The sequence below is a fragment of the Paenibacillus sp. FSL M7-0420 genome (genome assembly GCF_038002345.1).
Lineage (GTDB): Bacteria > Bacillota > Bacilli > Paenibacillales > Paenibacillaceae > Paenibacillus_AQ.
Genome location: NZ_JBBOCJ010000001.1, coordinates 4,076,415 through 4,098,907, shown reverse-complemented (window position 1 = coordinate 4,098,907; position 22,493 = coordinate 4,076,415). Strand labels below are relative to the sequence as shown.

At 52.6% G+C, this 22,493-nt stretch carries 20 protein-coding genes; 18 read left to right on the top strand and 2 right to left on the bottom strand.

Translation table 11 applies throughout. The features are described from left to right. Window positions 1-15: 15 nt before the first annotated feature. Window positions 16-1,464: a S41 family peptidase gene (locus MKX51_RS17385; protein WP_340993274.1), complete on the bottom strand. Its 1,449-nt coding sequence runs from the start codon at window positions 1,462-1,464 to the stop codon at window positions 16-18. 167 nt (window positions 1,465-1,631) lie between these two features. On the opposite strand from MKX51_RS17385, the gene dpsA reads away from it, so the two are divergent. The 10 genes from dpsA to MKX51_RS17335 all read left to right on the top strand — a co-directional run bounded on the left by dpsA (window position 1,632) and on the right by MKX51_RS17335 (window position 13,387). Continuing rightward, window positions 1,632-2,528, top strand: coding sequence for a dipicolinate synthase subunit DpsA (dpsA, locus tag MKX51_RS17380; protein WP_340993273.1), 897 nt, complete (start codon window positions 1,632-1,634; stop codon window positions 2,526-2,528). Further along, a complete protein-coding gene (locus MKX51_RS17375; protein WP_340940111.1) occupies window positions 2,529-3,125 on the top strand; it encodes a dipicolinate synthase subunit B in 597 nt (198 codons plus the stop codon). A gap of 218 nt (window positions 3,126-3,343) precedes the next feature. Continuing rightward, the gene (gene dapG / locus MKX51_RS17370; RefSeq protein WP_036692638.1) at window positions 3,344-4,564 is read left to right on the top strand and encodes an aspartate kinase; all 1,221 of its coding nucleotides are present in this window, start codon (window positions 3,344-3,346) and stop codon (window positions 4,562-4,564) included. 16 nt (window positions 4,565-4,580) lie between these two features. Next, window positions 4,581-5,456 carry a 4-hydroxy-tetrahydrodipicolinate synthase gene (gene dapA, locus MKX51_RS17365; RefSeq protein ID WP_340940112.1) on the top strand — a complete coding sequence of 292 codons (876 nt, stop codon included), beginning with the start codon at window positions 4,581-4,583 and terminating at the stop codon, window positions 5,454-5,456. 624 nt (window positions 5,457-6,080) lie between these two features. Next, complete coding sequence (locus tag MKX51_RS17360) at window positions 6,081-7,766, top strand: ribonuclease J (protein WP_036724742.1); 1,686 nt, start codon at window positions 6,081-6,083, stop codon at window positions 7,764-7,766. 153 nt (window positions 7,767-7,919) lie between these two features. Next, window positions 7,920-8,417 carry an RNA polymerase sigma factor gene (locus MKX51_RS17355; RefSeq protein WP_076078664.1) on the top strand — a complete coding sequence of 166 codons (498 nt, stop codon included), beginning with the start codon at window positions 7,920-7,922 and terminating at the stop codon, window positions 8,415-8,417. Continuing rightward, entirely contained in the window at window positions 8,414-9,433 is a 1,020-nt protein-coding gene (locus MKX51_RS17350; RefSeq protein WP_340993272.1) for an anti sigma factor C-terminal domain-containing protein, read from the top strand. The genes MKX51_RS17355 and MKX51_RS17350 overlap by 4 nt, the downstream gene beginning before the upstream one ends. A gap of 177 nt (window positions 9,434-9,610) precedes the next feature. Further along, window positions 9,611-10,405, top strand: coding sequence for a ClpP family protease (locus MKX51_RS17345; protein WP_340993271.1), 795 nt, complete (start codon window positions 9,611-9,613; stop codon window positions 10,403-10,405). After that, window positions 10,402-10,617, top strand: a complete 216-nt coding sequence (locus tag MKX51_RS17340) for a YlzJ-like family protein (RefSeq protein ID WP_036724745.1) — start codon at window positions 10,402-10,404, stop codon at window positions 10,615-10,617. The genes MKX51_RS17345 and MKX51_RS17340 overlap by 4 nt, the downstream gene beginning before the upstream one ends. A 97-nt stretch (window positions 10,618-10,714) precedes the next feature. After that, the gene (locus tag MKX51_RS17335; protein ID WP_340993270.1) at window positions 10,715-13,387 is read left to right on the top strand and encodes an FtsK/SpoIIIE family DNA translocase; all 2,673 of its coding nucleotides are present in this window, start codon (window positions 10,715-10,717) and stop codon (window positions 13,385-13,387) included. A 70-nt stretch (window positions 13,388-13,457) separates the two neighbouring features. On the opposite strand, the gene MKX51_RS17330 is transcribed toward MKX51_RS17335, so the two are convergent. Further along, complete coding sequence (locus MKX51_RS17330; protein ID WP_340993269.1) at window positions 13,458-15,434, bottom strand: AraC family transcriptional regulator; 1,977 nt, start codon at window positions 15,432-15,434, stop codon at window positions 13,458-13,460. A 172-nt stretch (window positions 15,435-15,606) separates the two neighbouring features. Here MKX51_RS17330 and sleB point away from each other — a divergent pair, with 172 nt between their 5' ends. The 8 genes from sleB (at window position 15,607) to MKX51_RS17290 (ending at window position 22,483) form a co-directional block, all read left to right on the top strand. Further along, complete coding sequence (gene sleB, locus MKX51_RS17325; protein WP_340993268.1) at window positions 15,607-16,458, top strand: spore cortex-lytic enzyme; 852 nt, start codon at window positions 15,607-15,609, stop codon at window positions 16,456-16,458. 145 nt (window positions 16,459-16,603) lie between these two features. Then, window positions 16,604-17,884: an EF-P 5-aminopentanol modification-associated protein YfmF gene (yfmF, locus tag MKX51_RS17320; protein WP_445322011.1), complete on the top strand. Its 1,281-nt coding sequence runs from the start codon at window positions 16,604-16,606 to the stop codon at window positions 17,882-17,884. Window positions 17,885-17,886: 2 nt separating this feature from the next. Beyond that, window positions 17,887-19,167, top strand: coding sequence for an EF-P 5-aminopentanol modification-associated protein YfmH (gene yfmH / locus MKX51_RS17315; RefSeq protein WP_340993267.1), 1,281 nt, complete (start codon window positions 17,887-17,889; stop codon window positions 19,165-19,167). Further along, a complete protein-coding gene (gene ymfI / locus MKX51_RS17310) occupies window positions 19,167-19,934 on the top strand; it encodes an elongation factor P 5-aminopentanone reductase (RefSeq protein ID WP_036724753.1) in 768 nt (255 codons plus the stop codon). The genes yfmH and ymfI overlap by 1 nt, the downstream gene beginning before the upstream one ends. Before the next feature lie 132 nt (window positions 19,935-20,066). Beyond that, the gene (locus MKX51_RS17305) at window positions 20,067-20,327 is read left to right on the top strand and encodes a DUF3243 domain-containing protein (protein ID WP_036692667.1); all 261 of its coding nucleotides are present in this window, start codon (window positions 20,067-20,069) and stop codon (window positions 20,325-20,327) included. A gap of 147 nt (window positions 20,328-20,474) precedes the next feature. Continuing rightward, window positions 20,475-21,242: a DUF3388 domain-containing protein gene (locus MKX51_RS17300; protein ID WP_081751117.1), complete on the top strand. Its 768-nt coding sequence runs from the start codon at window positions 20,475-20,477 to the stop codon at window positions 21,240-21,242. Window positions 21,243-21,290: 48 nt separating this feature from the next. Beyond that, complete coding sequence (locus tag MKX51_RS17295; RefSeq protein WP_340940121.1) at window positions 21,291-22,238, top strand: RodZ domain-containing protein; 948 nt, start codon at window positions 21,291-21,293, stop codon at window positions 22,236-22,238. A gap of 83 nt (window positions 22,239-22,321) precedes the next feature. Then, the gene (locus MKX51_RS17290; protein ID WP_179090467.1) at window positions 22,322-22,483 is read left to right on the top strand and encodes a hypothetical protein; all 162 of its coding nucleotides are present in this window, start codon (window positions 22,322-22,324) and stop codon (window positions 22,481-22,483) included. Window positions 22,484-22,493 lie beyond the last annotated feature (10 nt).

The window sequence follows — 22,493 nt, the reverse complement described above, 5'->3', positions numbered from 1 at the left end:
TTTGAAATATATCGCTTAGCTGGAAGGGCCGTCAGTCTGTTTCTGCACAATGACCTCGTACAGCTTCTCCAGTTGGGCATCCCTGCGATCAATAATATCTTTAGCAGTTGTATAGGCTTCAATATCAGGAATCACGGCTGTGGCCGGGTCTCGGGAAGGATCAGGACGAATGAATTTTTGGAAAGAGACCTGAAAGCCGATGCCCGATGCCGGAAGCTGGAATCCGATAACATTTCCGTAAGCGGACGGCTGATTACCGCTCGCCTCTCCGATAATCTGACCGAGTTTGTTATCTTGTATGATAAGTGCGAACATGTTCGCCGAGCTGAAGGTACGGGGAGAAGTCAGTACATAGATGCGTCCTTTGAAGGGATGATCGGTGAGCTGTATATTTTGGACGGGAACCGGTTCGTTCCTGCTTGTACCGTCGTCCGGAAAGTCTGGGAATTGCTGCTTAACTTGTGTGGAGAAGCGGACCTCACCTCCAAAGCTCCGGTAGCTCCTGACATCCGTATAGGCGAGAAATTCGTCAACCACCCTGGAATCCCCACCTCCATTATTCCTTAAATCAACCGCTATATTGCTGATTCGCTGTGTATAGACCTCGTCAAAGAAACGTTTAACCATTAACTTATAATCCTTTGAATACACACAGTCATTGATCTGGAAGATTCCCAGGGACTGCTCAGGCTTGATTTCAAAAGTGAACGCAGCAGAATGTGACGGGTACGGATTGTATTTCTTCTGTCCGCTGTCTGCTGTCAAGGGAATGCTCTCCGAAATTTGATGTCCGGCCCTTGTTGCGTTTATCAAGACTGTACCTTCGGTGACCAGTCCTAAATGCTGCAGGAACCACTCTGAAGGAAGCAGGCTGGTTGCCTGCATTCTGACCCAACTCTCATTCTCTGCCGGAATAAGCTGCTGCAGATCCTTTTCGAGATCCTTGACACTGCGTCCTCCAATGGCTGTAATCCGATCCCCTGGCAGAAAGGCTCCCCGTCTATCCTTCACCAGCAGACCCTCCCGGCTCCAAAATAAAGGCAAATCAAGGATATTTACCTCCGGGAGCGGGTAGAGCGTCGTGTGCCCGTCATGGAGCAGCATGACTATAGTGTCTGCAATGAAATAGAATTCACCGCGAGTCTTGGATTGCTCAATGTTGGCGTAAGCAGTGTCAATAACGGATTGCTCATCACTGGTCCAACCGTTGATCAGACGGGGGTGCATCTGGACAATTGTCTGTACAAGCTTATCCAGGTCCTCTTTCATTTGCGCCGGACTTAGCTCTGCCATGGCAGGACTGGGGGCGTGTGCAGAACGGGTTGCCTTATTGTTTCCCGGCAAAGAGTTCGCTTGTTCACTCTTGGGGCCACTAATACCGGTCTGATTCAAGTAGACTGCTGCTGTAATGATTGCTGCAACTGCGAGGACTGGTACAATGTAACGAATGAATTTATTCCGCATAGCATTCCTTTCATATCCATTTTTAGTTGATTATAGATTGAAACATCAGCAAACTCTGTGATTAATATCTGTGCTGCGGGAATTCCTCTCCGCTCTTCACCCATCGGCCGCTTCCGGCATAAGATGCTCTATAGTCGAATGTGGTTGTGGAAAGGAGCGTCATCCCTATGCTTACTGGCATCAGGATCGTGTTCCTGGGCGGGGACGCGAGACAAATTGAAGTGATTCGGAAATGTGTGGAATTGGATGCGGCCGTAAGCGTTGCCGGATTCGATACATGGGATGCCCCATGCCCGGGGGTAAGCCTTGAACTGTTGTCGCCCGAGCTGCTAAGTGAAGCGGATGTGCTGGTGCTGCCGGCGGTCGGCTGCGATGATGAGGGTTACATTAACGCGCTGTATTCTTCAGAACGCCTCCAACTGAGGGAGGAGCATATCGCGGCTCTGCCTTCCCGGGCATTGGTATACACCGGCATGGCTAAAAGCTATTTGCGCGGCCTGTGTGCCGGACATTCGCTGAAGCTGGTGGAGCTGCTGAACAGGGACGATGTGGCGATCTACAACTCTATCCCGACAGCGGAGGGAGCTTTGGTGATGGCCGTGCAGAACACTGACTTTACCATACACGGCTCCACATCGATGGTGCTGGGGATGGGCCGGACCGGCTTCACCATGGCCAGAACCCTCCAGGGAATGGGGGCCACGGTCAAAGTAGGCGTCAGGAAGCAGGAGCACTTTGCAAGGGCAGAGGAAATGGGCTGGAAGCCTTTTATGACAGACGATTTGCTGCTGCATGCGCCTGAGGCGGATCTGATCTTCAACACCATACCCGCTATGATTATCAACGCACAGGTCCTGTCCCGGCTTCAGCCGCACTGCGTGATCATTGATTTGGCGTCCGCACCGGGCGGATGCGACTTCCGTTATGCCGAGAAGCGCGGGATCAAGGCGATGCTGGCACCGGGCCTGCCCGGGATTGTTGCCCCCAAGAGCGCCGGAATCATTATGGCAGGTGCGCTGGTACAGTCGATATCGGACGAGACTTTAATCAGGGGGGATGAATGAATGGATTGGCACGGAAAAACAGTAGGTTATGCCATTACCGGCTCACACTGCACCTTCGCTGAGGTGATGCCGCAGATTCAGCGGTTCATGGACTCAGGAGCGAATGTGGTGCCGATTGTGTCTGCTTCGGTACTGAACACGGACACCCGCTTTGGAACCTCGGAAAATTGGTTAAAACAGTTGAAAGATATAACAGGGAATGATATCATTTCTACAATTGTTGAAGCGGAGCCGCTGGGTCCTTCCAAGCTGCTGGATGTGCTGACGATTGCTCCCTGCACAGGGAACACAACCAGCAAGCTGGCGAACGCGATGACGGACAGTCCGGTGCTGATGGCAGCCAAATCGCAGATGCGCAACGGGCGTCCGCTGGTGCTGGCGATCTCGACGAATGACGGACTTGGTCTTAACGCTGCGAATATTGCGAAGCTCCTGGTAGCCAAACATATTTATTTCGTCCCGTTCGGACAGGATAATCCCGAGGGGAAGCCGAATTCGCTGGTGGCGCAAATGGATCTCATTCCCGAAGCCTGTTACGCCGCCCTGCAGGGTCACCAGTTACAGCCTATGTTAGTACAACGATTTCATACTGCATAGCTTATATAATCAGTACAGGATTGGCCCGGAAGAGCGAATTTTAGCTGACGGACCCATAAGCTTCATTTCTGCCGTCCTCATCCCGGGGGCGGCACGAACAATTTTACGCTATAATAAGAGTCAGGTTATCGCGGCTACGAACACTTCTGCCTCGCGGGGTGATTTATTTCACGTAGGGTTCAGTAAGTCTGCTGAAAGAAGCAATGGAGGAATTATACATGGGTATTTTGGTGCAAAAATTCGGCGGAACCTCACTCTCCACACCAGTGGCCAGAGAACACGTAATCCGTCATGTCAAACGGGAGCTGGCCAGCGGGTTCAGCCTGGTGGTCGTAGTCTCGGCTATGGGCCGCAAGGGGGAGCCCTATGCTACCGATACACTGCTTGATCTGGCGGTTCAGAGCGGGAATTCACTGCCGGACCGGGAACGGGATCTGCTGATGTGCTGCGGGGAGATTATCTCGGCGGCCAATCTGTGCGGTCTGCTGGAGCAGGAGGGCATTCGGTCGACGGTGCTGACAGGGGCGCAAGCCGGATTCCTGACCGACAACAGCTATGGCAATGCCAGAATCCTGGATGTGCGCACAGAACGCATTCTACGGGAACTGCGTGAGCATAAAGTAGTAATAGTAACCGGCTTCCAGGGTCAGACGGAAGCTGGTGATTTCACCACTCTCGGCCGCGGCGGAAGCGACACTTCGGCTACAGCACTTGGAGCAGCTCTGCGTGCGGATATGGTAGATATCTATACGGATGTTGACGGAATACTCACCGCTGATCCACGGATTGTCGAAGATGCACGGCAGCTTACTTATGTCAGCTACACCGAGATTTGTAACATGGCGTATCAGGGAGCCAAGGTCATTCATCCACGGGCTGTGGAGATTGCCATGCAGGCCCAGATTCCGGTGCGTGTACGCTCGACCTTCTCCGAAGCGGAGGGGACGCTGGTGACCCATCCCGAGGGCTTCAGTGATGTATCCCATGGAGTCGTGGACCGTTTCGTCACAGGGGTTGCCTATGTCAGCAATATTACGCAGATCTCGGTGGAATGTCCGGAGGGCAATGGAACCGGCGTGCAGCTGCAGATATTCAAAAGCATGGCCGATAACGGGATCAGTGTGGACTTCATCAATGTGACACCGACCGAGGCCGTATATACGGTGTTCGATGACAAATCAGAGCAGGCGATTGCTGCGCTGCAGGAGCTGGGCCTGCGTCCCAAGAGCTTGTCCGGCTGTGCCAAGGTCTCCGTCATCGGCGGGGGCATCAACGGCGTTCCGGGAATCATGGCGCATATCGTCGAGGCGCTCAGCTCGCAGAACATCCAGATTCTGCAGTCTGCCGATTCCAACACAACCATCTGGGTTCTCGTGAAAAAAGAAGATATGGTGCAGTCGGTTCGCGCCCTGCATGCCAAGTTTGAATTGCACCGCTGACAAGGAGGAATTCAAAGTGGATTTCGGAAGACTGATCACCGCAATGGTAACCCCGTTTGACGGGGAAGGAGAAATCAACTGGGAAGCAACTTCAAGGCTGGTCGATGATCTGATCGAGGAACAAAAGTCCGCTGCGCTCGTAGTCTGCGGAACCACCGGCGAATCGCCGACCCTAACCGATAAGGAGAAGCTGAAGCTGTTCTCCTTCGTGAAGCAGCAAGCAGGCGGACGCTGTAAAATTATTGCCGGTACCGGCAGCAACAGCACCAGACATTCCATCGAGCTCACTAAGGAAGCCGAGAAAATCGGCGTGGACGGTGTGCTTCTGGTCGTCCCTTATTACAATAAACCGAATCAGGAAGGGCTCTACCAGCATTTCTCTGCAATTGCTGCTGCGACCTCGCTGCCCTGCATCTTGTACAATGTGCCAGGACGAACGACAGTAAGCATGAGTGTAGCAACCACCCTGCGTCTGGCGGAGATTCCTAATATTGTGGCTACGAAGGAATGTGCTTCGGTAGACCAGATTACATGGATTGCCTCAGCTTGTCCTGAAGACTTCCATGTCTACACCGGAGATGATTCCGCCGGCCTCGCGACGCTTGCTGTGGGAGGCCACGGTATCATCAGTGTGGCCAGCCATGTTGTCGGAGCGCAGATGTCAGAGATGATCGAGGCCTTCACCTCCGGGGATGTCCGCCGTGCAGGCGAGCTTCACCGGCAGCTGTTTCCGGTCTTCAAGGGGCTGTTCGAGTGTCCGCAGCCGTTGCCTAACCCCTCTGCCGTGAAGTATGCGCTGGGGCTGCGCGGGCTGGATGTCGGCTCGGTCCGCCTGCCGCTGGTTTCACCTACGGAAGAAGAGGCGGCTTTCATTGCTGCCCTGCTAAGATAAAATAGTCCAGGCGTGGATAAATGAATAGGCGAAGATAGGTACAACGGCAACCGGCCGCTCTTATGGAGCGGCCGGTTTTTTACGTTACGGACTTCCAGCCGCCGCAGATCACATATGGGAATTATTTCTCCAGGATTAACTCTATGTTAAAAAAGTCAGGCGTTGCAGCGTTTTTTGCTTGTCTTTTCCTTAAATATTGGCTGTTTGTTAAGGAAAGAATAGGACCAGGTACAGGGTGACTTGTCTTTTGCCAAAAAAATCATGTATAATGAACTTAAGTGACTTGGTGCGGTTAATTGAATATGCGGTAATCTTCCGGCAATGCGGATTTGTTGCATTGTAAGACAGGATAGGTCCTTGAATAAGTCTGTGCTAAATATGCCGGATTTACGCGCGAGGGGCGCGGTGGTGGAATTTTGAGGGCATTTGCCCGCTTCAAGAGGATATTACTGCCCGGATTCGGGAGTTTAGACCTGCGCAAGTATACAGACTTACCGGGAATTCCTTGTCGAAATAAGGAGTTAACAGCAATTTGATGTATATTACAGCGCCGCTGAAATATTGAAGCTCATTGTTAACAAATAAAAAGTATGACGTCCAACATCATAGGAGGGTTAGATTCATTTGTCCAAAAAAAACAATAACAACAACGACAAACTGACGATATTCGCACTTGGCGGAGTCGGTGAAATTGGTAAGAACATGTACGTAGTTCAGTACGGTAACGACATTGTAGTCGTAGACGCCGGTCTGAAATTCCCTGAAGAAGATATGCTGGGTATTGATATCGTAATACCGGATATCTCCTACCTCACCGAGAACCGTGACAAGGTAAGAGGGATTGTTCTTACGCACGGCCATGAGGATCACATTGGCGGCTTGTCTTATGTGCTTAAGAACCTGAATGTTCCGGTATATGGAACAAGACTTACCCTGGGTCTTGTGGAGAACAAGCTCAAGGAAGCGAACCTGCTGGGTGAAACTAAGCGGATTCTGATTAACGAGGATTCCGAGGTTGAACTGGGCACATCGCTTAAGGTAACCTTCTTCAGAACGAATCACAGTATTCCGGATTCTGTCGGGGTATGCATTGAGACGCCTGAGGGCAACGTTGTCCACACCGGTGACTTCAAATTCGACCACACGCCAGTCAACGGTCAATTTGCCAATCTGCACCGCATGGCTGAGATCGGATCGAAGGGCGTTCTGGCCCTGCTGTCAGACAGCACCAATGCCGAGAAGCCGGGCTTCACCCCTTCGGAGAAGAATGTCGGCATCGTGCTGGAAGATATTTTCCGCAAAGCTGAACAACGTGTGGTAGTAGCAACCTTCGCTTCCAACGTGCATCGTATTCAGCAGGTAGTGAACGCTTCTGAAGCCACCGGACGTAAGATTACCGTTATTGGACGAAGCATGGTTAACGTAGTATCCATTGCTTCCGAGCTTGGCTATCTGCATATCCCTGACGGCATGCTCATTGAGCCTGAAGAGATGAACAGAATGGCAGGCAACCGTGTGGTAGTACTGTGCACAGGCAGCCAAGGCGAGCCCATGTCTGCGCTGACACGCATGGCGCGTTCCAGCCACCGCAAGGTAGACATTATGCCGGGCGACACCGTTATTATTGCGGCTACACCGGTACCGGGTAATGAGAAATATGTAGGCCGTACCATTGATGAATTGTTCCGTCTGGGTGCCAATGTTATCTACAGCGGCTCCAACTCCGGCGTTCACGTATCCGGTCACGGCAGCCAGGAAGAGCTGAAGCTGATGCTCAACCTGATGAAGCCGAAATACTTCATGCCGATTCACGGTGAATACCGGATGCAGCGCAAGCATGCACTTCTCGCGGAATCTGTTGGCGTAGAGCCAAGCAATATCTTCATCACCGAGCTGGGTGAAGTGATTGAGATCTCCGGTGGAGCTGCACGCAGAGCGGGTAAGGTAACTGCAGGTAACGTACTGATCGACGGGCTGGGTGTCGGCGATGTAGGCAACATTGTATTGCGTGACCGTAAGCTGTTGTCGCAGGATGGTATCCTGGTGGTTGTGGTTACCCTCAGCAAGCAGAACGGAGCGATTGTCTCCGGTCCTGACATCATCTCCCGCGGATTCGTATATGTGCGGGAATCGGAAGGTCTCCTGGACGAAGCAAACCGGATTGTTGCGGGTACGCTGCAGCGTCTGATGAGTGAGAAGGTCAATGAATGGGCTTCCCTGAAGACCAGTGTCAAAGACTCACTCGGCCGTTTCCTCTATGAGCAGACCCGCCGCAGACCGATGATCCTGCCGATTATTATGGAAGTATAAGAGAAGCATTTCTTAACAATATAGCTTTGGCAATAGCCTCTTTTCCCGGAAATATTGGACGGTTTCCTGGGGAAGGGGCTTTTTTATGTTTTTTTTCACTGCACAAAACAACATTTGGGCAACCTGACCGTTATACAGGCAAGGAGGTGCAGCATGGAGCCAAGAGACTTGGAGAAGGTGCTCCAACCCAAACTGGCGGAGATCCGCCGCTACTTGATCCGCCTCGGTGCCGGGGCCTCAGATGCAGAGGATATTGTGCAGGACACTGTGTACAAGGCGCTGCTGTATCTGGAAGCGATCGATGAGCGCAAATTCAGCGCCTGGTTATACAAGGTTGCAATCAACCGGTATTTTGACCTGTGCCGCAGGAAGAAGAAGTTTCAATACAGCGAGGAAGTGGAGGTTCATCCTGCGCCTGAGCATGAGCTCCCGGAAGCGGTGCTGCTGCGGCGGGAGCGCAAGGAGAAGATTGAAGAGGTGCTGGCCGGTATGATTCCAGCCAACAGGCAGCTGATACTGCTGAAATATGAAATGGAGCTGTCCTACAAGGAAATTTCCGCCATGCTTGGCATCACGGAAGGAACAGTGAAGGCTACGCTCTACCGGGCGCGGCAGCAATTTCAACAATTATACGGAGGTGAGGGCGAATGACTGCCCCATGGGAAGAAGCAGAAGACCAGAATATTATGACCACCCTGAAAAAAACCAAACGGAAGAGTATGATCCGCAGTATCCTGATTTCACTCGGAGTCAGTGTACTTACGTTGTTGATCGTATTCTATGGAGCAGCGCAGCTTGTAGGTCATCTATCCATGAATGCCCACTATAGCGAGCAGCAGTATATGAGGATCAGCAGTCCCAATGAATTCGATTCCGGCTACAAGGATAACCGCGGCTTTTTGTCAGGCGTCCTGGAAATGAATACCTACAAGATTGTCGATGACGTACCAATCCCCTGGAAAACCAGATGGCTCAATTACAATCCTTGGTGGTTCCCCTTCACAACGGGCGCATACGGAGGGGCAAATAACCTGAACGTAGAAGATTTGCGTATGAAGCAGGAGGGGTACGAGTATTACCGGAATTACAATTCCGACAATGGACAAAGAGAAATGGCCTTCTATATCCCGGGAGTCGATTACAACGGAAAAATTATCAATGATCTCTCCGAGCTGGACCGGATGAACGGAGATAAGCGGGTGGAGCTGGCGGTATCTTTTGACAAGGACTACTCGTTTGAAGAAGCGAAGAGCATTCTGCCCGCTGGGGCAAAACAGGTCTGGTACTGGGTCGATACGTATGATGACCGCGAGGGGTTCGGCTTTAAGCCGTTTCCTAATGAGAACGATCCCGCTAAAATGAACTATCCGACCCCGATGAGTGCGAATTACGGAGTCTACGGTTTCGGCATCCAGCCGGAGTGGAATCAGGCGAAGCCCGAGGATTTCATCGGCGCAGTACAGATTGGGGTAGACAAGAAGGACAATCACCACAGTGAGTATCAGCGCATCTTCAATTATTTGAAAAAGGACAAGGCGGCGCCGGAAGCCGGTGATATCCGGATATTGGGCGTAGTTGTGACCGGGACGGCGGACGGGTTAAAGAGCCTGAAAGGTCAGACCTACGTGCGCGGAGCAGTACTGGGAGCAGTGGTGGACAAATATTAAAATAAGAAATACTGAGGGCGGCCCGTTAAAGAGAGGGCCCGGCCTCTTGAATTAGCAGCAGAAAAAACAAGTGCAATTGATATGGTGCATAAGGCAGTCCCCCGGAATGTCATACTAACAGAAATTAGAATCCTGAAGCACACGGGTGTTGCAGGCAGAAGGGGAGCGCTGTGTACGATGGAAATCACAGAAGCAAGCAAGGCGGGCGGAGGGCGTAACGAAGAGATTCTGCCAGGGGAGGTAAAGCCCGCAGTGAATGAGCCGGTTCCTCCAGGAATCCCGGGACCTGTAGGGGTACTTAAGGAATTGGGACAGACAGTGGTTCCGACCGGGGAGCCGGATATTTTTTGTATGACGATTATAGGACAGATTGAAGGGCATTTCGTCTTGCCGCCGCATAACAAGACCACGAAATACGAGCATATTATTCCCCAGCTTGTTGCCGCCGAACAGAATAAGACCATCAAGGGGCTGCTGATTATTCTCAATACGGTTGGCGGGGATGTAGAGGCTGGACTGGCCATTGCCGAGATGATCGCGTCCTTGTCGAAGCCTACAGTAACGGTAGTCATCGGCGGCGGTCACAGCATCGGCGTGCCTATAGCGGTATCCTCCACATATTCCATTATTGCCGAAAGTGCAACCATGACGATCCATCCGATCCGGATGAACGGCCTGGTGATCGGCGTGCCGCAGACCTTCGAGTATATGGAGCGGATGCAGGAGCGGATGGTGAAGTTCGTGACCTCTCATTCCCGCATCACGGAATCACAGTTCAAGGATCTGATGTTCAAGACCGGAGAGCTGAACCGGGACATCGGCACCGCAGTGGGCGGCCAGGATGCCGTCAGATTCGGCCTGATGGATGAAGTGGGCGGAATCGGTGCCGCACTGGCCCATCTGAACCGGATGATTGCCGCTGCTCCTTCTCAGACGAACGATACGCTTACGCCAGGGGGGCTGACCCAATGACCTTTTATACCATTCTTCCGATGGAGCAGGTATTCGAGGGGGCACTGAGTTATGCCTCTCCCGTGCAGGAGATGACTATTCAGGGCATGCTGATGCAGGTAGAGCTGCTGGATGGAGGCCAGGCGAAGGTGGTCCGGCTGCTGCAGTGTCCGCTGGATAAATATCTGGATGCGGCCTTCTCCCCGGGTGCAATCGTTCAGCTGGACCGCTAAGTGCGAACAAACCCCCTAAAGATGCATATTCTGACAAAAGAGAACATAGGTACGCCACGCCATTATATGGTATAATGTTGACTCGGGGGTGGCTGGCGTGGCTAAACGGAGAAGAAAGAAGAAGAAAGCGCTGCTGGGCAGTGTTTTAAAATATGAAATCTACGGAATTCTGCTGATTACGATTTCCGTCATTGCATTGTCGGGGGAAGCGGCTGTCGGCCGCTCGCTCTCAAGCATGGCGGGGTATTTACTTGGCAGATTCTATTTTGTGCTGCCGCTGGCCGGAATTTTCTATGGGCTGATGGTAATGATTCACAGGAAATGGCCGTCCACCTGGAACAGCCGCTATACCGGCGGCCTGCTCCTGCTGTTGTCCATGTGCCTGATGAGTACCATATCGGCAATGCAGCAGAAGCTGGGTCCGCTCGGGATGCTGCATCCGGGCAATGTACTGTCTCAAATACATAATGATTTATCCGGCGCCCTCTCACCGGGCGCCGGCGACAGCAGTGTATACATGCTGGGCAAGGATATCAGCGGGGGGTACATCGGTGCGCTTGAATACGCTGCGCTCCTGTGGCTGTTCGGCAATCTGGGTGCTAAGCTGCTGATGATTGTATTGCTGGCCATCAGCTTCATGCTGATTACCAATCTTTCCTATGTAGAGCTGTTTACCCTACTCCGGGTAAGAGCTGTGAAGCTGATTGAAGGAATTAAGCTCCGGGCGGCGAACCGCCCGGCTGCTGTACCGGTGGTCAACAGCAGACCGGCTAGAGCCAGCAGAGTTACAACGCCGGAACCTGCGGATGATGACGATTACTTTGAAGAGGATGACGGATCGGATCAGCAGCTGCCAAGACGCGGACAGTCGAAGCTTCTGGGCAGAATAACCGGCTGGTTCAGCGGGGCTGCCCGCCAGAGTCAGCCGGAAGTCATGGGTGATCCGGAGGATGAAGTGACGGATATCATCATTACGGATCCGCGGGGGGGGCCGGTCATCTCCAGAATGACAGCAGCGGGAGGTGTTCCTCTGGAGGAGTATGGCGAGGAGGACTTCCCGGATGAGGAGCTTGAGCCTGTAACGCCGATCATCCGGGATTTCTTCGAGCATATCCGCTCTGAAGGGCTGAATGCCGAGGACCGGGAGGAATGGAGCGAATTCTCACCAGCGGCACGTGGTGGTGCTGCCACCGGAACAGGTGCTGCTGAGCTTACGAGAGCGGGAGCAGATTCTGCTCCGTCAGGGGAATCCGGGGAGGGTATACTGCCTCTAGAGCTGGACGGGCTGCTGGGAACGGCAGAGGAGGGCGAGGCGGCTCCGATTATACCGCCTCCACCTCCGCCCAAGCCGTACAAGCTGCCGTCCTTCCGTTTGCTGGCTAAACCGATTAACGGGGCTAAGGCGGGCGATCAGAATGATTATATGCAGACGGCACGCAAGCTGGAGGCTACACTGGAGAGCTTCGGTGTAAGGGCGAAGGTGCTGGAAGTGGTTCGCGGACCGGCGGTGACCCGGTATGAGATTCAGCCGGATATCGGCGTGAAGGTCAGCCGGATTGTCAATCTTACCGATGACATCGCGCTGGCACTGGCTGCCAAGGATATCCGTATGGAAGCGCCGATTCCCGGCAAATCAGCCATCGGCATTGAAGTGCCGAATTCGGAGGTTTCGGTCGTCACCATGCGCGAAGTGATGGAGACACAGATTTTTCAGGATGCGGAGTCACGGCTGTCGATTGCCTTCGGGCGGGATATCTCCGGCCAGACGATTATCGGCAATCTCGCCAAGATGCCCCATTTGCTGGTAGCGGGAGCAACCGGCTCCGGTAAATCAGTCTGCATCAACGGTATTATTACCAGCATTCTATATAAGGCTAAGCCGAATGAAGTGAAATTCCTTATGGTTGACCCTAAGATGGTCGAGCTGAATGTATATAACGGCATTCCGCATTTGCTGGCTCCTGTAGTTACAGACCCTAAGCGTGCCAGTCTGGCCTTGAAGAAGATTGTGGTGGAGATGGAGAAGCGGTATGAGCTGTTCTCCAAATCAGGCACACGTAACATGGAGGGCTACAACAACTTGATGAAGGATAATCCGGCAGCAGTACTGCCGTATATCGTTGTCATCGTGGACGAGCTTGCCGATCTGATGATGGTTGCTGCGAATGATGTAGAGGATGCAATCTGCCGGCTGGCCCAGATGGCGCGGGCGGCGGGAATTCATCTGATTATCGCCACACAGCGTCCTTCGGTAGATGTGATCACCGGCCTGATTAAGGCGAATATTCCTTCGCGGATTGCTTTCGGTGTCTCCTCGAATGTGGACTCCCGGACCATTCTGGATATGCCGGGTGCCGAGAAGCTGCTCGGACGCGGCGATATGCTGTTCCTGCCGATGGGGGCTTCCAAGCCGATCCGTGTTCAGGGTGCTTTCATGAGCGATCAGGAAGTAGAGACGATTGTGCAGTATGTCAGCAGCCAGGGGGAAGCGAATTACGACGAGTCGCTTGTGCCTGAGGTGGACGATACCATGAGCGAGGATCAGGAGCCGCAGGATGAATTGTATGAACAGGCCGTCCAGATCGTGCTGGAAGCCAAGCAGGCCTCTGTATCGCTGCTTCAGCGGCGTATGCGCGTCGGTTACACCCGTGCCGCACGCTTGATCGACTCTATGGAGGCCAGAGGCGTCATCGGCCCTTACGAGGGCAGCAAGCCGCGTGAGGTGCTGATGTCGCTGGAGCAGTATCAGCATAATAGACTCAGTTCATAAATGCAAAAAGCTGTCCCGCAAGCCAGCAATGGCTTACGGGACAGCTTTTTATTTTGCAGGGGCAACAATATTACTTCACCCGTGGTGCTGCAAGCAAATGCTCAACAATGAAATCAAGCTGTGCGTTCAGGGAGTAAATATCGTTGTAATAGGATAATCCGAAGTCGATATTCATCAACCGGCCTTCTTTGACTGCAGGGATGCCGTTCCAGAGCGGGTCTTCCGTCAGATCAGCCATCCCTTCATAGGAGGAGCGGAAGATATAATCCCCGCTGTAGTCGGCCAGCACTTCAAAGGATACGGAATCACCGCCCATATCGGTCTTGGAATCAATTTTTTGCTGGAGGAGCTCAGGAGCCTTCATTCCGAGATATTCATAAATGACCTGTGAACCCCGGCCGTACTGTTTGCTCATCACCACTACCATGCTGCGGTCTGAGCCGCCTTCCATGATGGAGACCGTTGAACCGAGGATTCCCGCGTCCTGCAGCTTCTGCTTACTGTCTTCCACTTTGGCCTTGAAATTGTTCAGAAGGCTGGTAGCCTGTTCTTCCTTGCCGAAAATATGTCCAATGAATCCTACCCGTTCATCGGTCGTCATCTTCTCATAAGGGACCAGCACTGTCGGTGCGATGTCATGCAATGCCTGATAGGTTTCCTCAGAAGGAACAATGATCAGATCGGGCTCAAGCGACAGTACAACCTCAGGGCTAGCCTCGAACCAGGTGCCCAGCTTCTGTACATCCTTCAATTCATTCTCAAAGGCAGCGCCTTCGGACACATCAGATACCCCTATGGGCTTGATGCCCAGAGCCAGCACATCGCCCAGCAGATACAGCACCACGACACGCTGAGGATCGGCAGGCACCACGACATCTCCTTTTACCGTAGAGATCGTCCGGGTCTGTGCCTCGGCTGCAGTGTTGTCAGGGGACGTTGTAGAGGATGCCGTCGCAGCAGGCGAAGAGGTTGGCGTATTGGTGCCGTTGCCCGCCGTCGTTGTAGTGGTATTTCCTGAGGAACAGGCACTTAACACTATGGTGAAGCATAACAACAAGGTTAACATTAGGGATGGCTTGGCCGTTCTGAACATGGATGACGCTCCTTTTTGATCATATTGATAATGATTATCATCATCAATATATCGGAGAGTGCCTTCACGGGCAATGTCATTTGCAGACAGCACAGATATCATATCCCGCCAAGGGGAAGCGGCCTGCTCAGAATTTTTGTACCTCACTGGAGAGTTTCCGAAGTGCTTTTTGAACATTTTTCCAAAAGAATACGCATCCGGGTAGCCCACAGCAGCTGCAATATCATGCAGTGTGGCTTCTGTGCCCAGCAATAGCTCACGTGCCTTATCCATGCGAATCTGAACCAGATATTGGGCGGGGCTGGTCTGAAGCCGCATGCGGAATAGCCTCGATAATGTCCTCGGGCTGGTGCCCAAAGTGTCGGCAAGTGTATCCAGGGTGAACGGCCTGCTGTAAGAATCATGCATATAACGGACAGCCTGGTCGAGCACATCTGCTCTAAGCGGGTGCAGCTCCTGCTCCTGCATCTGATGAAGCAGCTCATGGACCCATTGATAGAACAGGACTTTGACATGCAGATGCTCCAGGGCGCGGCGTGTCTGCCAATCCCCATACATCTGGTCTAGAATCTCATACAGCAGCAGGGGATGGACAGGAGTGAAGTGATAGATTCCGGTAAAAGGCTTGCTGCGTTCCAGAACCGCTGTCAGGTTGCGCCGGGCAGGCAGCGTTAATGTTGAACGGTACATAATAAGGTAATAATCCAGAATTTCATGTGTTTTCAGCAATTTAATCGTAGTGCCTTTGCCCCCGTGAAAGACAGTTGCGCCGCTGATTTCATATCGGCTGTCATCTATAAGCAGACTTGCGCTGCCGCGAACGATATACAGGTATGTACTAGCCGGAAGGCGATAGTTCAGCGGAGGTTGTCCAGAAGTGAATGAGGCCTTGCGGATATCGATAACTTCTACAGCAGCATGGTTCCACAGTACAATATGGTCTTTAAAATCCATGTTTCTTCTCAACTCCTGTTGTTTCATAACCCAAGTATAGTTGATAATCGTTCTCAGTTGCAATGGATTTACGTTTCCTTGATTTGCGGTCATGCATAGGAAGCCCTGCCAGTCGTCATAATAACTTTAGCCATTCATGCAGAACTTCCAAGAGAAAGGTAGAGCGAATCCCATGACAAAACATAAGCAGTGGATCATTGCCGCCGTTACCCTTGCCCTTGCCGCTGCGCCGTTTGCCGGTGCAGTCTTCAAAGATCATGATTTGATCTATGCCAAGCCATATGCAGCAGAACAGGTTGCCGCAGATCACCCTGATGAAGGGGAGGAAGCCATGCCCGTGTTCGGCACAACTCCGCTTAAGGTAGGCTCTTCCGGGCAGGATGTCTATGAGCTGCAGGGAAGATTGAAGCATCTTGGTTATTTTAACGGCAAGATTGACAGTCAGTTCGGGACCAAGACGAAGAATGCTGTCACCTGGTTCCAGTGGAAATTCGGCCTGAAATCCGACGGGGTAGTCGGGGCCAAGACGAAGCTTAAGCTATACAATGCGACTACAGCCTGGAAGCCGACAGCGCCCGAGACGTCTACCGCCCAGAAGAAAACGCCCTCCGGCGCAGCTGCAGCCAAAACCAATACGGCTGAGCTGTCCTCCGGCAATACCATGGGCTTGTCCGAAAACGACCTGAAGATCATGGCTAACGCGGTTTACGGCGAGTCACGCGGTGAACCTTTTGAAGGACAGGTGGCTGTAGCCGCAGTCATTCTCAACCGTGTCAAATCCCCAAGCTTCCCGAATACGCCTTCGGGCGTCATTTTCCAGCCGGGAGCCTTCACCGCCGTAGCTGACGGCCAGATCTATCTGGAGCCTAATGAACAGGCACGCAAGGCAGTGCAGCAGGCTCTGAGCGGCTGGGACCCGTCGGGCGGCTGTATCTATTACTTCAATCCCAAGACGGCGACCTCCAAGTGGATTTGGTCCCGTCCGCAGGTGAAGACGATCGGCCAGCATATTTTCTGCATGTAGCTTACTGTGTCTGTATACAACCCTCCGTAAGAGCAACCGGTACGCTGTCCTCCGGTTGCTTCCTTACTTTGGAATGGTTTAGAATGGATAATACTTCATAAACTTGTTATAGAGCATCCATCCACGCTGCAAAGGAGTTTTGGACTTGACTAATAATGGATTTCAACATGGCCATGCCGCAGGCATGCGCATACATGTTCTGCCGACCAAGGCGTTCAAGACATTCGCCATCTCACTGTATGCAGGCGTTCCGCTTGAAGAAAGTACAGTGACCTCTACCGCACTGGTTCCGTTTGTACTCCGCCGGGGGACAGCGTCCTACCCGGAAACAACCCAATTCCGCGAGCGTCTGGAGGAGCTGTACGGTGCCGGCTTCGGCTTCGATATTTATAAACGCGGGGATTACCAGATTGTCCAGTTCCGGATGGATACGATCAATGATTCCTTTGTGCAGAGCAAGGAGAGCCTGCTTGGGGAATCCTTTGCTTTTCTGGGAGAGGTATTGACCCGCCCCCTGCTTGAGAATGGAAGCTTCCGGGCTTCTTATGTAGCTACAGAACGCGAGACGATCCGCAAGAAGCTGGAATCCATTGTGAATGACAAAATCCGCTACGCGGCAGAACGCTGCATTGAGGAAATGTGCCGCAACGAGCCTTACCGTCTTCATCCCCTCGGTCAACGGGCCGATCTGGATGCTATCACGCCTGAGACGCTGTACCAGAGCTATACCTCCTGGCTGAATGGGGCTACGCTTGATCTGTATGTTGTGGGCGATACCACACCTGAGGAGGTCGAGAAGCTGGTGACAGCTCATTTTGGCCGGGCCCATCACTCCGAAGCCGGAGGCTACACCTCGGACTTCACGCCAGTCACGGTTACGGAAGTGCGGACGGTGGAGGAGAAGCTGGATGTGAATCAAGGCAAGCTGAACATGGGGCTGCGGACCTCGATTACCTACAAGGATGACCGGTATGCTTCCGCGCTGATGTACAACGGTATTCTTGGCGGTTACCCGCATTCCAAGCTGTTCGTCAATGTGCGCGAGAAGGAGAGTCTGGCGTATTATGCCTCCTCCCGTTATGACGGGCATAAGGGTATCGGGACGATTCAATCGGGGATCGAGACCCAGAACTACGGCAAAGCCGTTGATATTATCCGCAAGCAGCTGGATGAGCTGAAGGCCGGCAATATCACTGACCTGGAGCTTAGCCAGACCAAGGCGATGATCCGCAACCTGCTGTCCGAGATTCAGGATTCGGCGTTTGAGATGATTTCCTTTGATTTCAACCGCCAGCTATCCGGCAAAGACCGTTCTGCCCAGGAGCTGATGGACCAGGTCGACGGCATGGGGGCGGCTGAAGTGAAGGCTGCGGCGGATACTTTTGAGCTGGATACGATTTATTTCCTGACAGGGAAGGAGGAATAGGGATGGAGAAGCTCCATTACGAACGGCTTCAAGAAACACTTTATCATGAGGTTATGGATAACGGACTGCAGGTGTATGTGCTGCCGAAGCCGGCTTTTCTCAAAACCTACGCCACCTTTGCCACGAAATACGGTTCGGTAGACAATCACTTCAAGGTGGCGGGCGGTGAGGAGACTACAGTACCTGACGGAATTGCCCATTTCCTGGAGCATAAAATGTTCGAGGAGCCGGAAGGCGACATTTTTGCCACTTTTGCTTCCAATGGTGCGTCTGCGAATGCCTTCACCAGCTTCGACCAGACGGTCTACCTTTTCTCGGCCACGGAGAATATTGAGCAGAATCTAAGCACGCTTGTTGATTTTGTGCAGCGTCCTTATTTTACCGATGAGAACGTGGAGAAGGAGAAGGGAATTATTGGGCAGGAAATCAATATGTATGCCGACAATCCCGACTGGCGCGTCTATTTCGGGCTGATTGAAGCGATGTACGTTACCCATCCGGTTCACATCGATATTGCCGGTACTATTGAGTCGATCTCAACCATCACCAAAGAAACGCTGTACACCTGCTACAATTCCTTCTATCATCCCAGCAATATGCTGCTGTTCGTTGTCGGCGGAGTGGACCCTGAGCAGGTATTTGAACTGATCCGCAGCAATCAGCAGGGCAAGAGCTATGAGAAGCAGGGTGAAATTACGCGTATCTTCGCGGAGGAGCCTGAGCAGGTAGCCTCCAAGCATGTGGAGAGCAGGCTCGCTGTATCCATCCCCAAAATGATGTTCGGCTTCAAGGAAAAGGTGGATGGTCTGAGCGGTGAAGCGGCGGTGCGCCGTGATCTGACCACGAAGCTGATGCTGGATCTGCTGTTTGGCAGCAGTACGGCATTGTATCAGAAGCTCTATGACGAGGAATTGATCTCCGACAGCTTCGGTCACGAATTTAACAGCTCTGCGGAGTATGCCTTCTCGGCGATCGGCGGCGATACCAAAGATCCGGGGCTGCTGCTTGAACGGATTAAGGAAGAGGTAGGACGTATTCTGGAGACGGGCTTCGCGGAGAAGGATTTCGAACGGGCCCGCAAAAAGAAAATCGGCGGCTTCCTGCGGATGCTGAATTCGCCGGAGAGCATTGCCCATGAGTTCACCCGTTACCAGTTCCGTGGAGGAGATCTGTTTGAAGTGCTTCCCCTGTATGAATCGATCACTCTGGAGGAAGTGAATGCCCGGCTCCATGCCCATGTGAACTGGGAGCAGCTGGCCGTGTCGCTGGTGGTGAGTCCTTAATGATGTTACCGGGAGAGGACAGCAAACCGATTGGCGAAATGACAGTGCTCATTACCGGGGGCAGCGGGGGAATCGGCGGCGCGATCGCTGAGCGTTTTGCTTCGGTGGGGATGAATATTGTGATTCATTATATGAATTCGCATGAAGCGGCAAATGATGTGGCCCGGCGCTGTCTGGCGCTGGGGGCGAAGGTAATGACTGTAGCGGCGGACATGAAAGACCGTAGTCAGCTCGTACGCATGGCTGAAAGGCTGGAGAGCAGCGGCATGATGCCGGATATCCTGGTCAATAATGCCGGGAAAGCTCATTATGGCATGTTAGCCGATCTGACCGAGGAGGAGTGGGACGATATCATGGCGGTGAATCTGAAGGGCACCTTCATGTGCAGCCAGATTTTCATGCCTTATATGGTCACGCAGCGTTACGGCCGGATCATTAATGTGTCTTCGGTGTGGGGGATCTCAGGTGCCTCCTGTGAAGTGGCTTATTCGGCCAGTAAGGGCGGAGTGAATGCTTTTACCAAGGCGCTCGCCAAGGAGCTGGCCCCCTCCAAGGTCACTGTGAACGCTGTAGCGCCTGGAGCAGTTCACACGGCCATGCTGTCCAATCTGCAGGCGGATGAACTGAAAATGCTGGAGGAGGAGATCCCTGCGGGGAGGCTGGCTACCCCTGAGGATATATCCTCGCTTGTTTATTTTCTGGCGCTGCCTGAGTCCGGTTATATCACGGGTCAGGTCATCAGTCCGAACGGCGGCTGGATTACGTAATAACCGGTATAATGCCAGGAACCATGAGCCTGCTCTGGAGAAATGCTCCAGCATAAGACCTTCCGGCTTGAGACATATTATAACTGTTGCTTCTAAATCTCAATATCATTACAAACCTGAGGAGGATTTAAGATGTCAACAGATTCCGTAGTGAAGAACTTTGATACCTGGAAAAGCTTTTTGGGCGACCGGGTCATTCAGGCCGAAAAAATGGGGATGAGCGACGAGACCATCACCAAGCTGGCGTTCGAAATCGGGGAATTCCTCGACAAGAAGGTCGATCCGGGCAACTATTCCAACCGGGCCATCAAAGAGCTGTGGGATGTCGGGACGGATGATGAGAAGCATACCATTGCCGGACTCATGGTCAAACTGGCGAAGAAAAACGCATAGGTACGCGGAAGAAGCTCCCCTTGCGGGAGCTTTTCTGCAATTATTACAATCGTGTCCTTGCCTTTCAATTTTTTTTTATATATCATTAACATGACCCGTGTATCTGAAACAACATGCAGGGAAAAGGAATCTATGAGGTGCGCACAAGTGGAATATAAACAATGGTATATGGAGTATAAGATACATAAGAACAGACCCGGTCTGTTAGGCGACATCGCTTCGATGCTGGGGATGCTGGAAGTCAATATTCTGACGATTAACGGCGTGGAAGGCAAGACGCGCGGAATGCTGCTGGAAACCAGCGACGATGAGAAGATCATGCTGATGGGCGAAATGCTCAAGAAAGTTGATAATATAACGGTTACGGCACTCCGTACACCGCGGCTTGTGGACCGACTGGCCGTCCGGCATGGACGGTATATCGACCGGGATTCGGATGACCGCAAGACCTTCCGCTTCACCCGCGATGAGCTCGGGCTGCTGGTCGATTTCCTGGGCGAGCTGTTTAAGAGGGAAGGCAATCAGGTTATAGGACTACGTGGTATGCCGCGGGTTGGCAAGACAGAATCGATTATTGCCGGCAGCGTCTGTGCGATGAAGCGCTGGACGTTTGTCTCCTCTACGCTGCTGCGCCAGACCGTCCGCAGCCAGCTCGCCGAAGACGAGATGAATCCGCATAATGTATTTATCATTGACGGGATCGTCAGCACCATCCGCTCGAACGAGAAGCATTATAACCTGCTGCAGAATGTCATGAGTATGGCAAGCACCAAGGTGATTGAGCATCCTGATATTTTTGTGCGGGAATCCGAATTCACCTTCGATGACTTCGATATTATTATTGAGCTGCGCAATTCACCGAACGAAGAGATATTGTACGAGTCGTTTACGACAAGCTACAGTGAAGATCTTTAATATATTTCATTAAGAGCATTGCTCACACAACATTCAGGAGGTGATGGTATGTCGGAACTGGGCCGGCATTTGAAGGAGGCTCGTCTGCAAAAGGGGATGAGTCTTGATGATGTCCAGGAAGTAACAAAGATCCGCAAAAAATATTTGGAAGCCATCGAAGCAGGGGATTATAAAGTGCTTCCGGGCAGCTTTTATGTCCGGGCCTTTATCAAAACCTATGCCGAGGCGGTCGGGGTTAACCCGGATGAGCTGATGGAGGAGCACGGCAATGTGCCTGCTGCTCCTGTCGATACTACCATGGAGACCGTGATTCAGAAGCGGAGCCGCAAGCCTGAAACGGAGCGTAACGCCAAGTGGCTCCCGACCTTGCTGATGTGGACCTTCCCGGTGCTGATCCTGGTGGTCATCTACTTATATGCCTCTTCCACGCTGAATAATGATTCGCCGGAGAAAGCGGATAATGCAAACCTGACGACTGCCACGCAAGATCCGGCGAAGGTGAAGCCTTCTCCTACTGCCGCTGGAGGCGGTGCAGTGCCTTCAGCGACAGCGGATGCGGCGGCTACGCCTGATGCTGGAGCCGCGGCAACCACTGCGCCTACTGCAACTCCAGAGCCGTCTCCATCGGCTTCTCCGGGTGCTGTCACCGTTACTCAGGACCGTAAATCGGGCAAGACGACCATTTACAAGGTCTCTGCACCTGCCGGAACCCCGGTTCAGGTACAGATTGCCGCTACGGGAGTCAGCTGGCTTGAAGTGTACAAGGGCGAGAACTCCAAGGGGGAGAAGCTCAGCTTCGGGAACACCAAGGCCGGTGAGAATCTGAGCTTTACACTGGACAGCGGCGGAATGTATATCAAATCGGGATATTCACCGGCTACCGCGATTTCGGTCAACGGACAGGCTATCACCGACGGCAAAACCTCCTCGCGCCTGCTGCTTGAACTGGATAGCGGGACGGACGGCGCTACTGACGGTAGCACTACAGGAGAATAGTACACCCGATGTATAGTCTTTGGCAGAATGGAGAACCTAGAAGTGTTTAACAGTTCTTACGCCAAAGTGAGGTGTATTCTCTCATGACCGTCAGCTGGATTGTAACAGGGCTTGGCATTATTGTCAGTCTCCTGGGGTATTATTTGACACCGGGCGCCTGGGGATATGGTATTCTGGGCTTTGGACTGGCACATGTTCTGCTGGGGATTCTGGATATGTTCCGGGCTCCTGCACGCAGCAGATAATATTTAGAGG

Bases quoted from the DNA above. Each gene is read 5' to 3' on its own strand.
- MKX51_RS17350 (WP_340993272.1), top strand. From the start codon at position 8,414: ATGACTGCCCCATGGGAAGAAGCAGAAGACCAGAATATTATGACCACC.
- sleB (WP_340993268.1), top strand. From the start codon at position 15,607: ATGACAAAACATAAGCAGTGGATCATTGCCGCCGTTACCCTTGCCCTT.
- MKX51_RS17340 (WP_036724745.1), top strand. From the start codon at position 10,402: ATGACCTTTTATACCATTCTTCCGATGGAGCAGGTATTCGAGGGGGCA.
- yfmH (WP_340993267.1), top strand. From the start codon at position 17,887: ATGGAGAAGCTCCATTACGAACGGCTTCAAGAAACACTTTATCATGAG.
- MKX51_RS17305 (WP_036692667.1), top strand. From the start codon at position 20,067: ATGTCAACAGATTCCGTAGTGAAGAACTTTGATACCTGGAAAAGCTTT.
- MKX51_RS17330 (WP_340993269.1), bottom strand. From the start codon at position 15,434: ATGGATTTTAAAGACCATATTGTACTGTGGAACCATGCTGCTGTAGAA.
- MKX51_RS17345 (WP_340993271.1), top strand. From the start codon at position 9,611: ATGGAAATCACAGAAGCAAGCAAGGCGGGCGGAGGGCGTAACGAAGAG.
- MKX51_RS17295 (WP_340940121.1), top strand. From the start codon at position 21,291: ATGTCGGAACTGGGCCGGCATTTGAAGGAGGCTCGTCTGCAAAAGGGG.
- dpsA (WP_340993273.1), top strand. From the start codon at position 1,632: ATGCTTACTGGCATCAGGATCGTGTTCCTGGGCGGGGACGCGAGACAA.
- MKX51_RS17375 (WP_340940111.1), top strand. From the start codon at position 2,529: ATGGATTGGCACGGAAAAACAGTAGGTTATGCCATTACCGGCTCACAC.
- MKX51_RS17355 (WP_076078664.1), top strand. From the start codon at position 7,920: ATGGAGCCAAGAGACTTGGAGAAGGTGCTCCAACCCAAACTGGCGGAG.
- dapG (WP_036692638.1), top strand. From the start codon at position 3,344: ATGGGTATTTTGGTGCAAAAATTCGGCGGAACCTCACTCTCCACACCA.
- ymfI (WP_036724753.1), top strand. From the start codon at position 19,167: ATGATGTTACCGGGAGAGGACAGCAAACCGATTGGCGAAATGACAGTG.
- MKX51_RS17290 (WP_179090467.1), top strand. From the start codon at position 22,322: ATGACCGTCAGCTGGATTGTAACAGGGCTTGGCATTATTGTCAGTCTC.
- MKX51_RS17385 (WP_340993274.1), bottom strand. From the start codon at position 1,464: ATGCGGAATAAATTCATTCGTTACATTGTACCAGTCCTCGCAGTTGCA.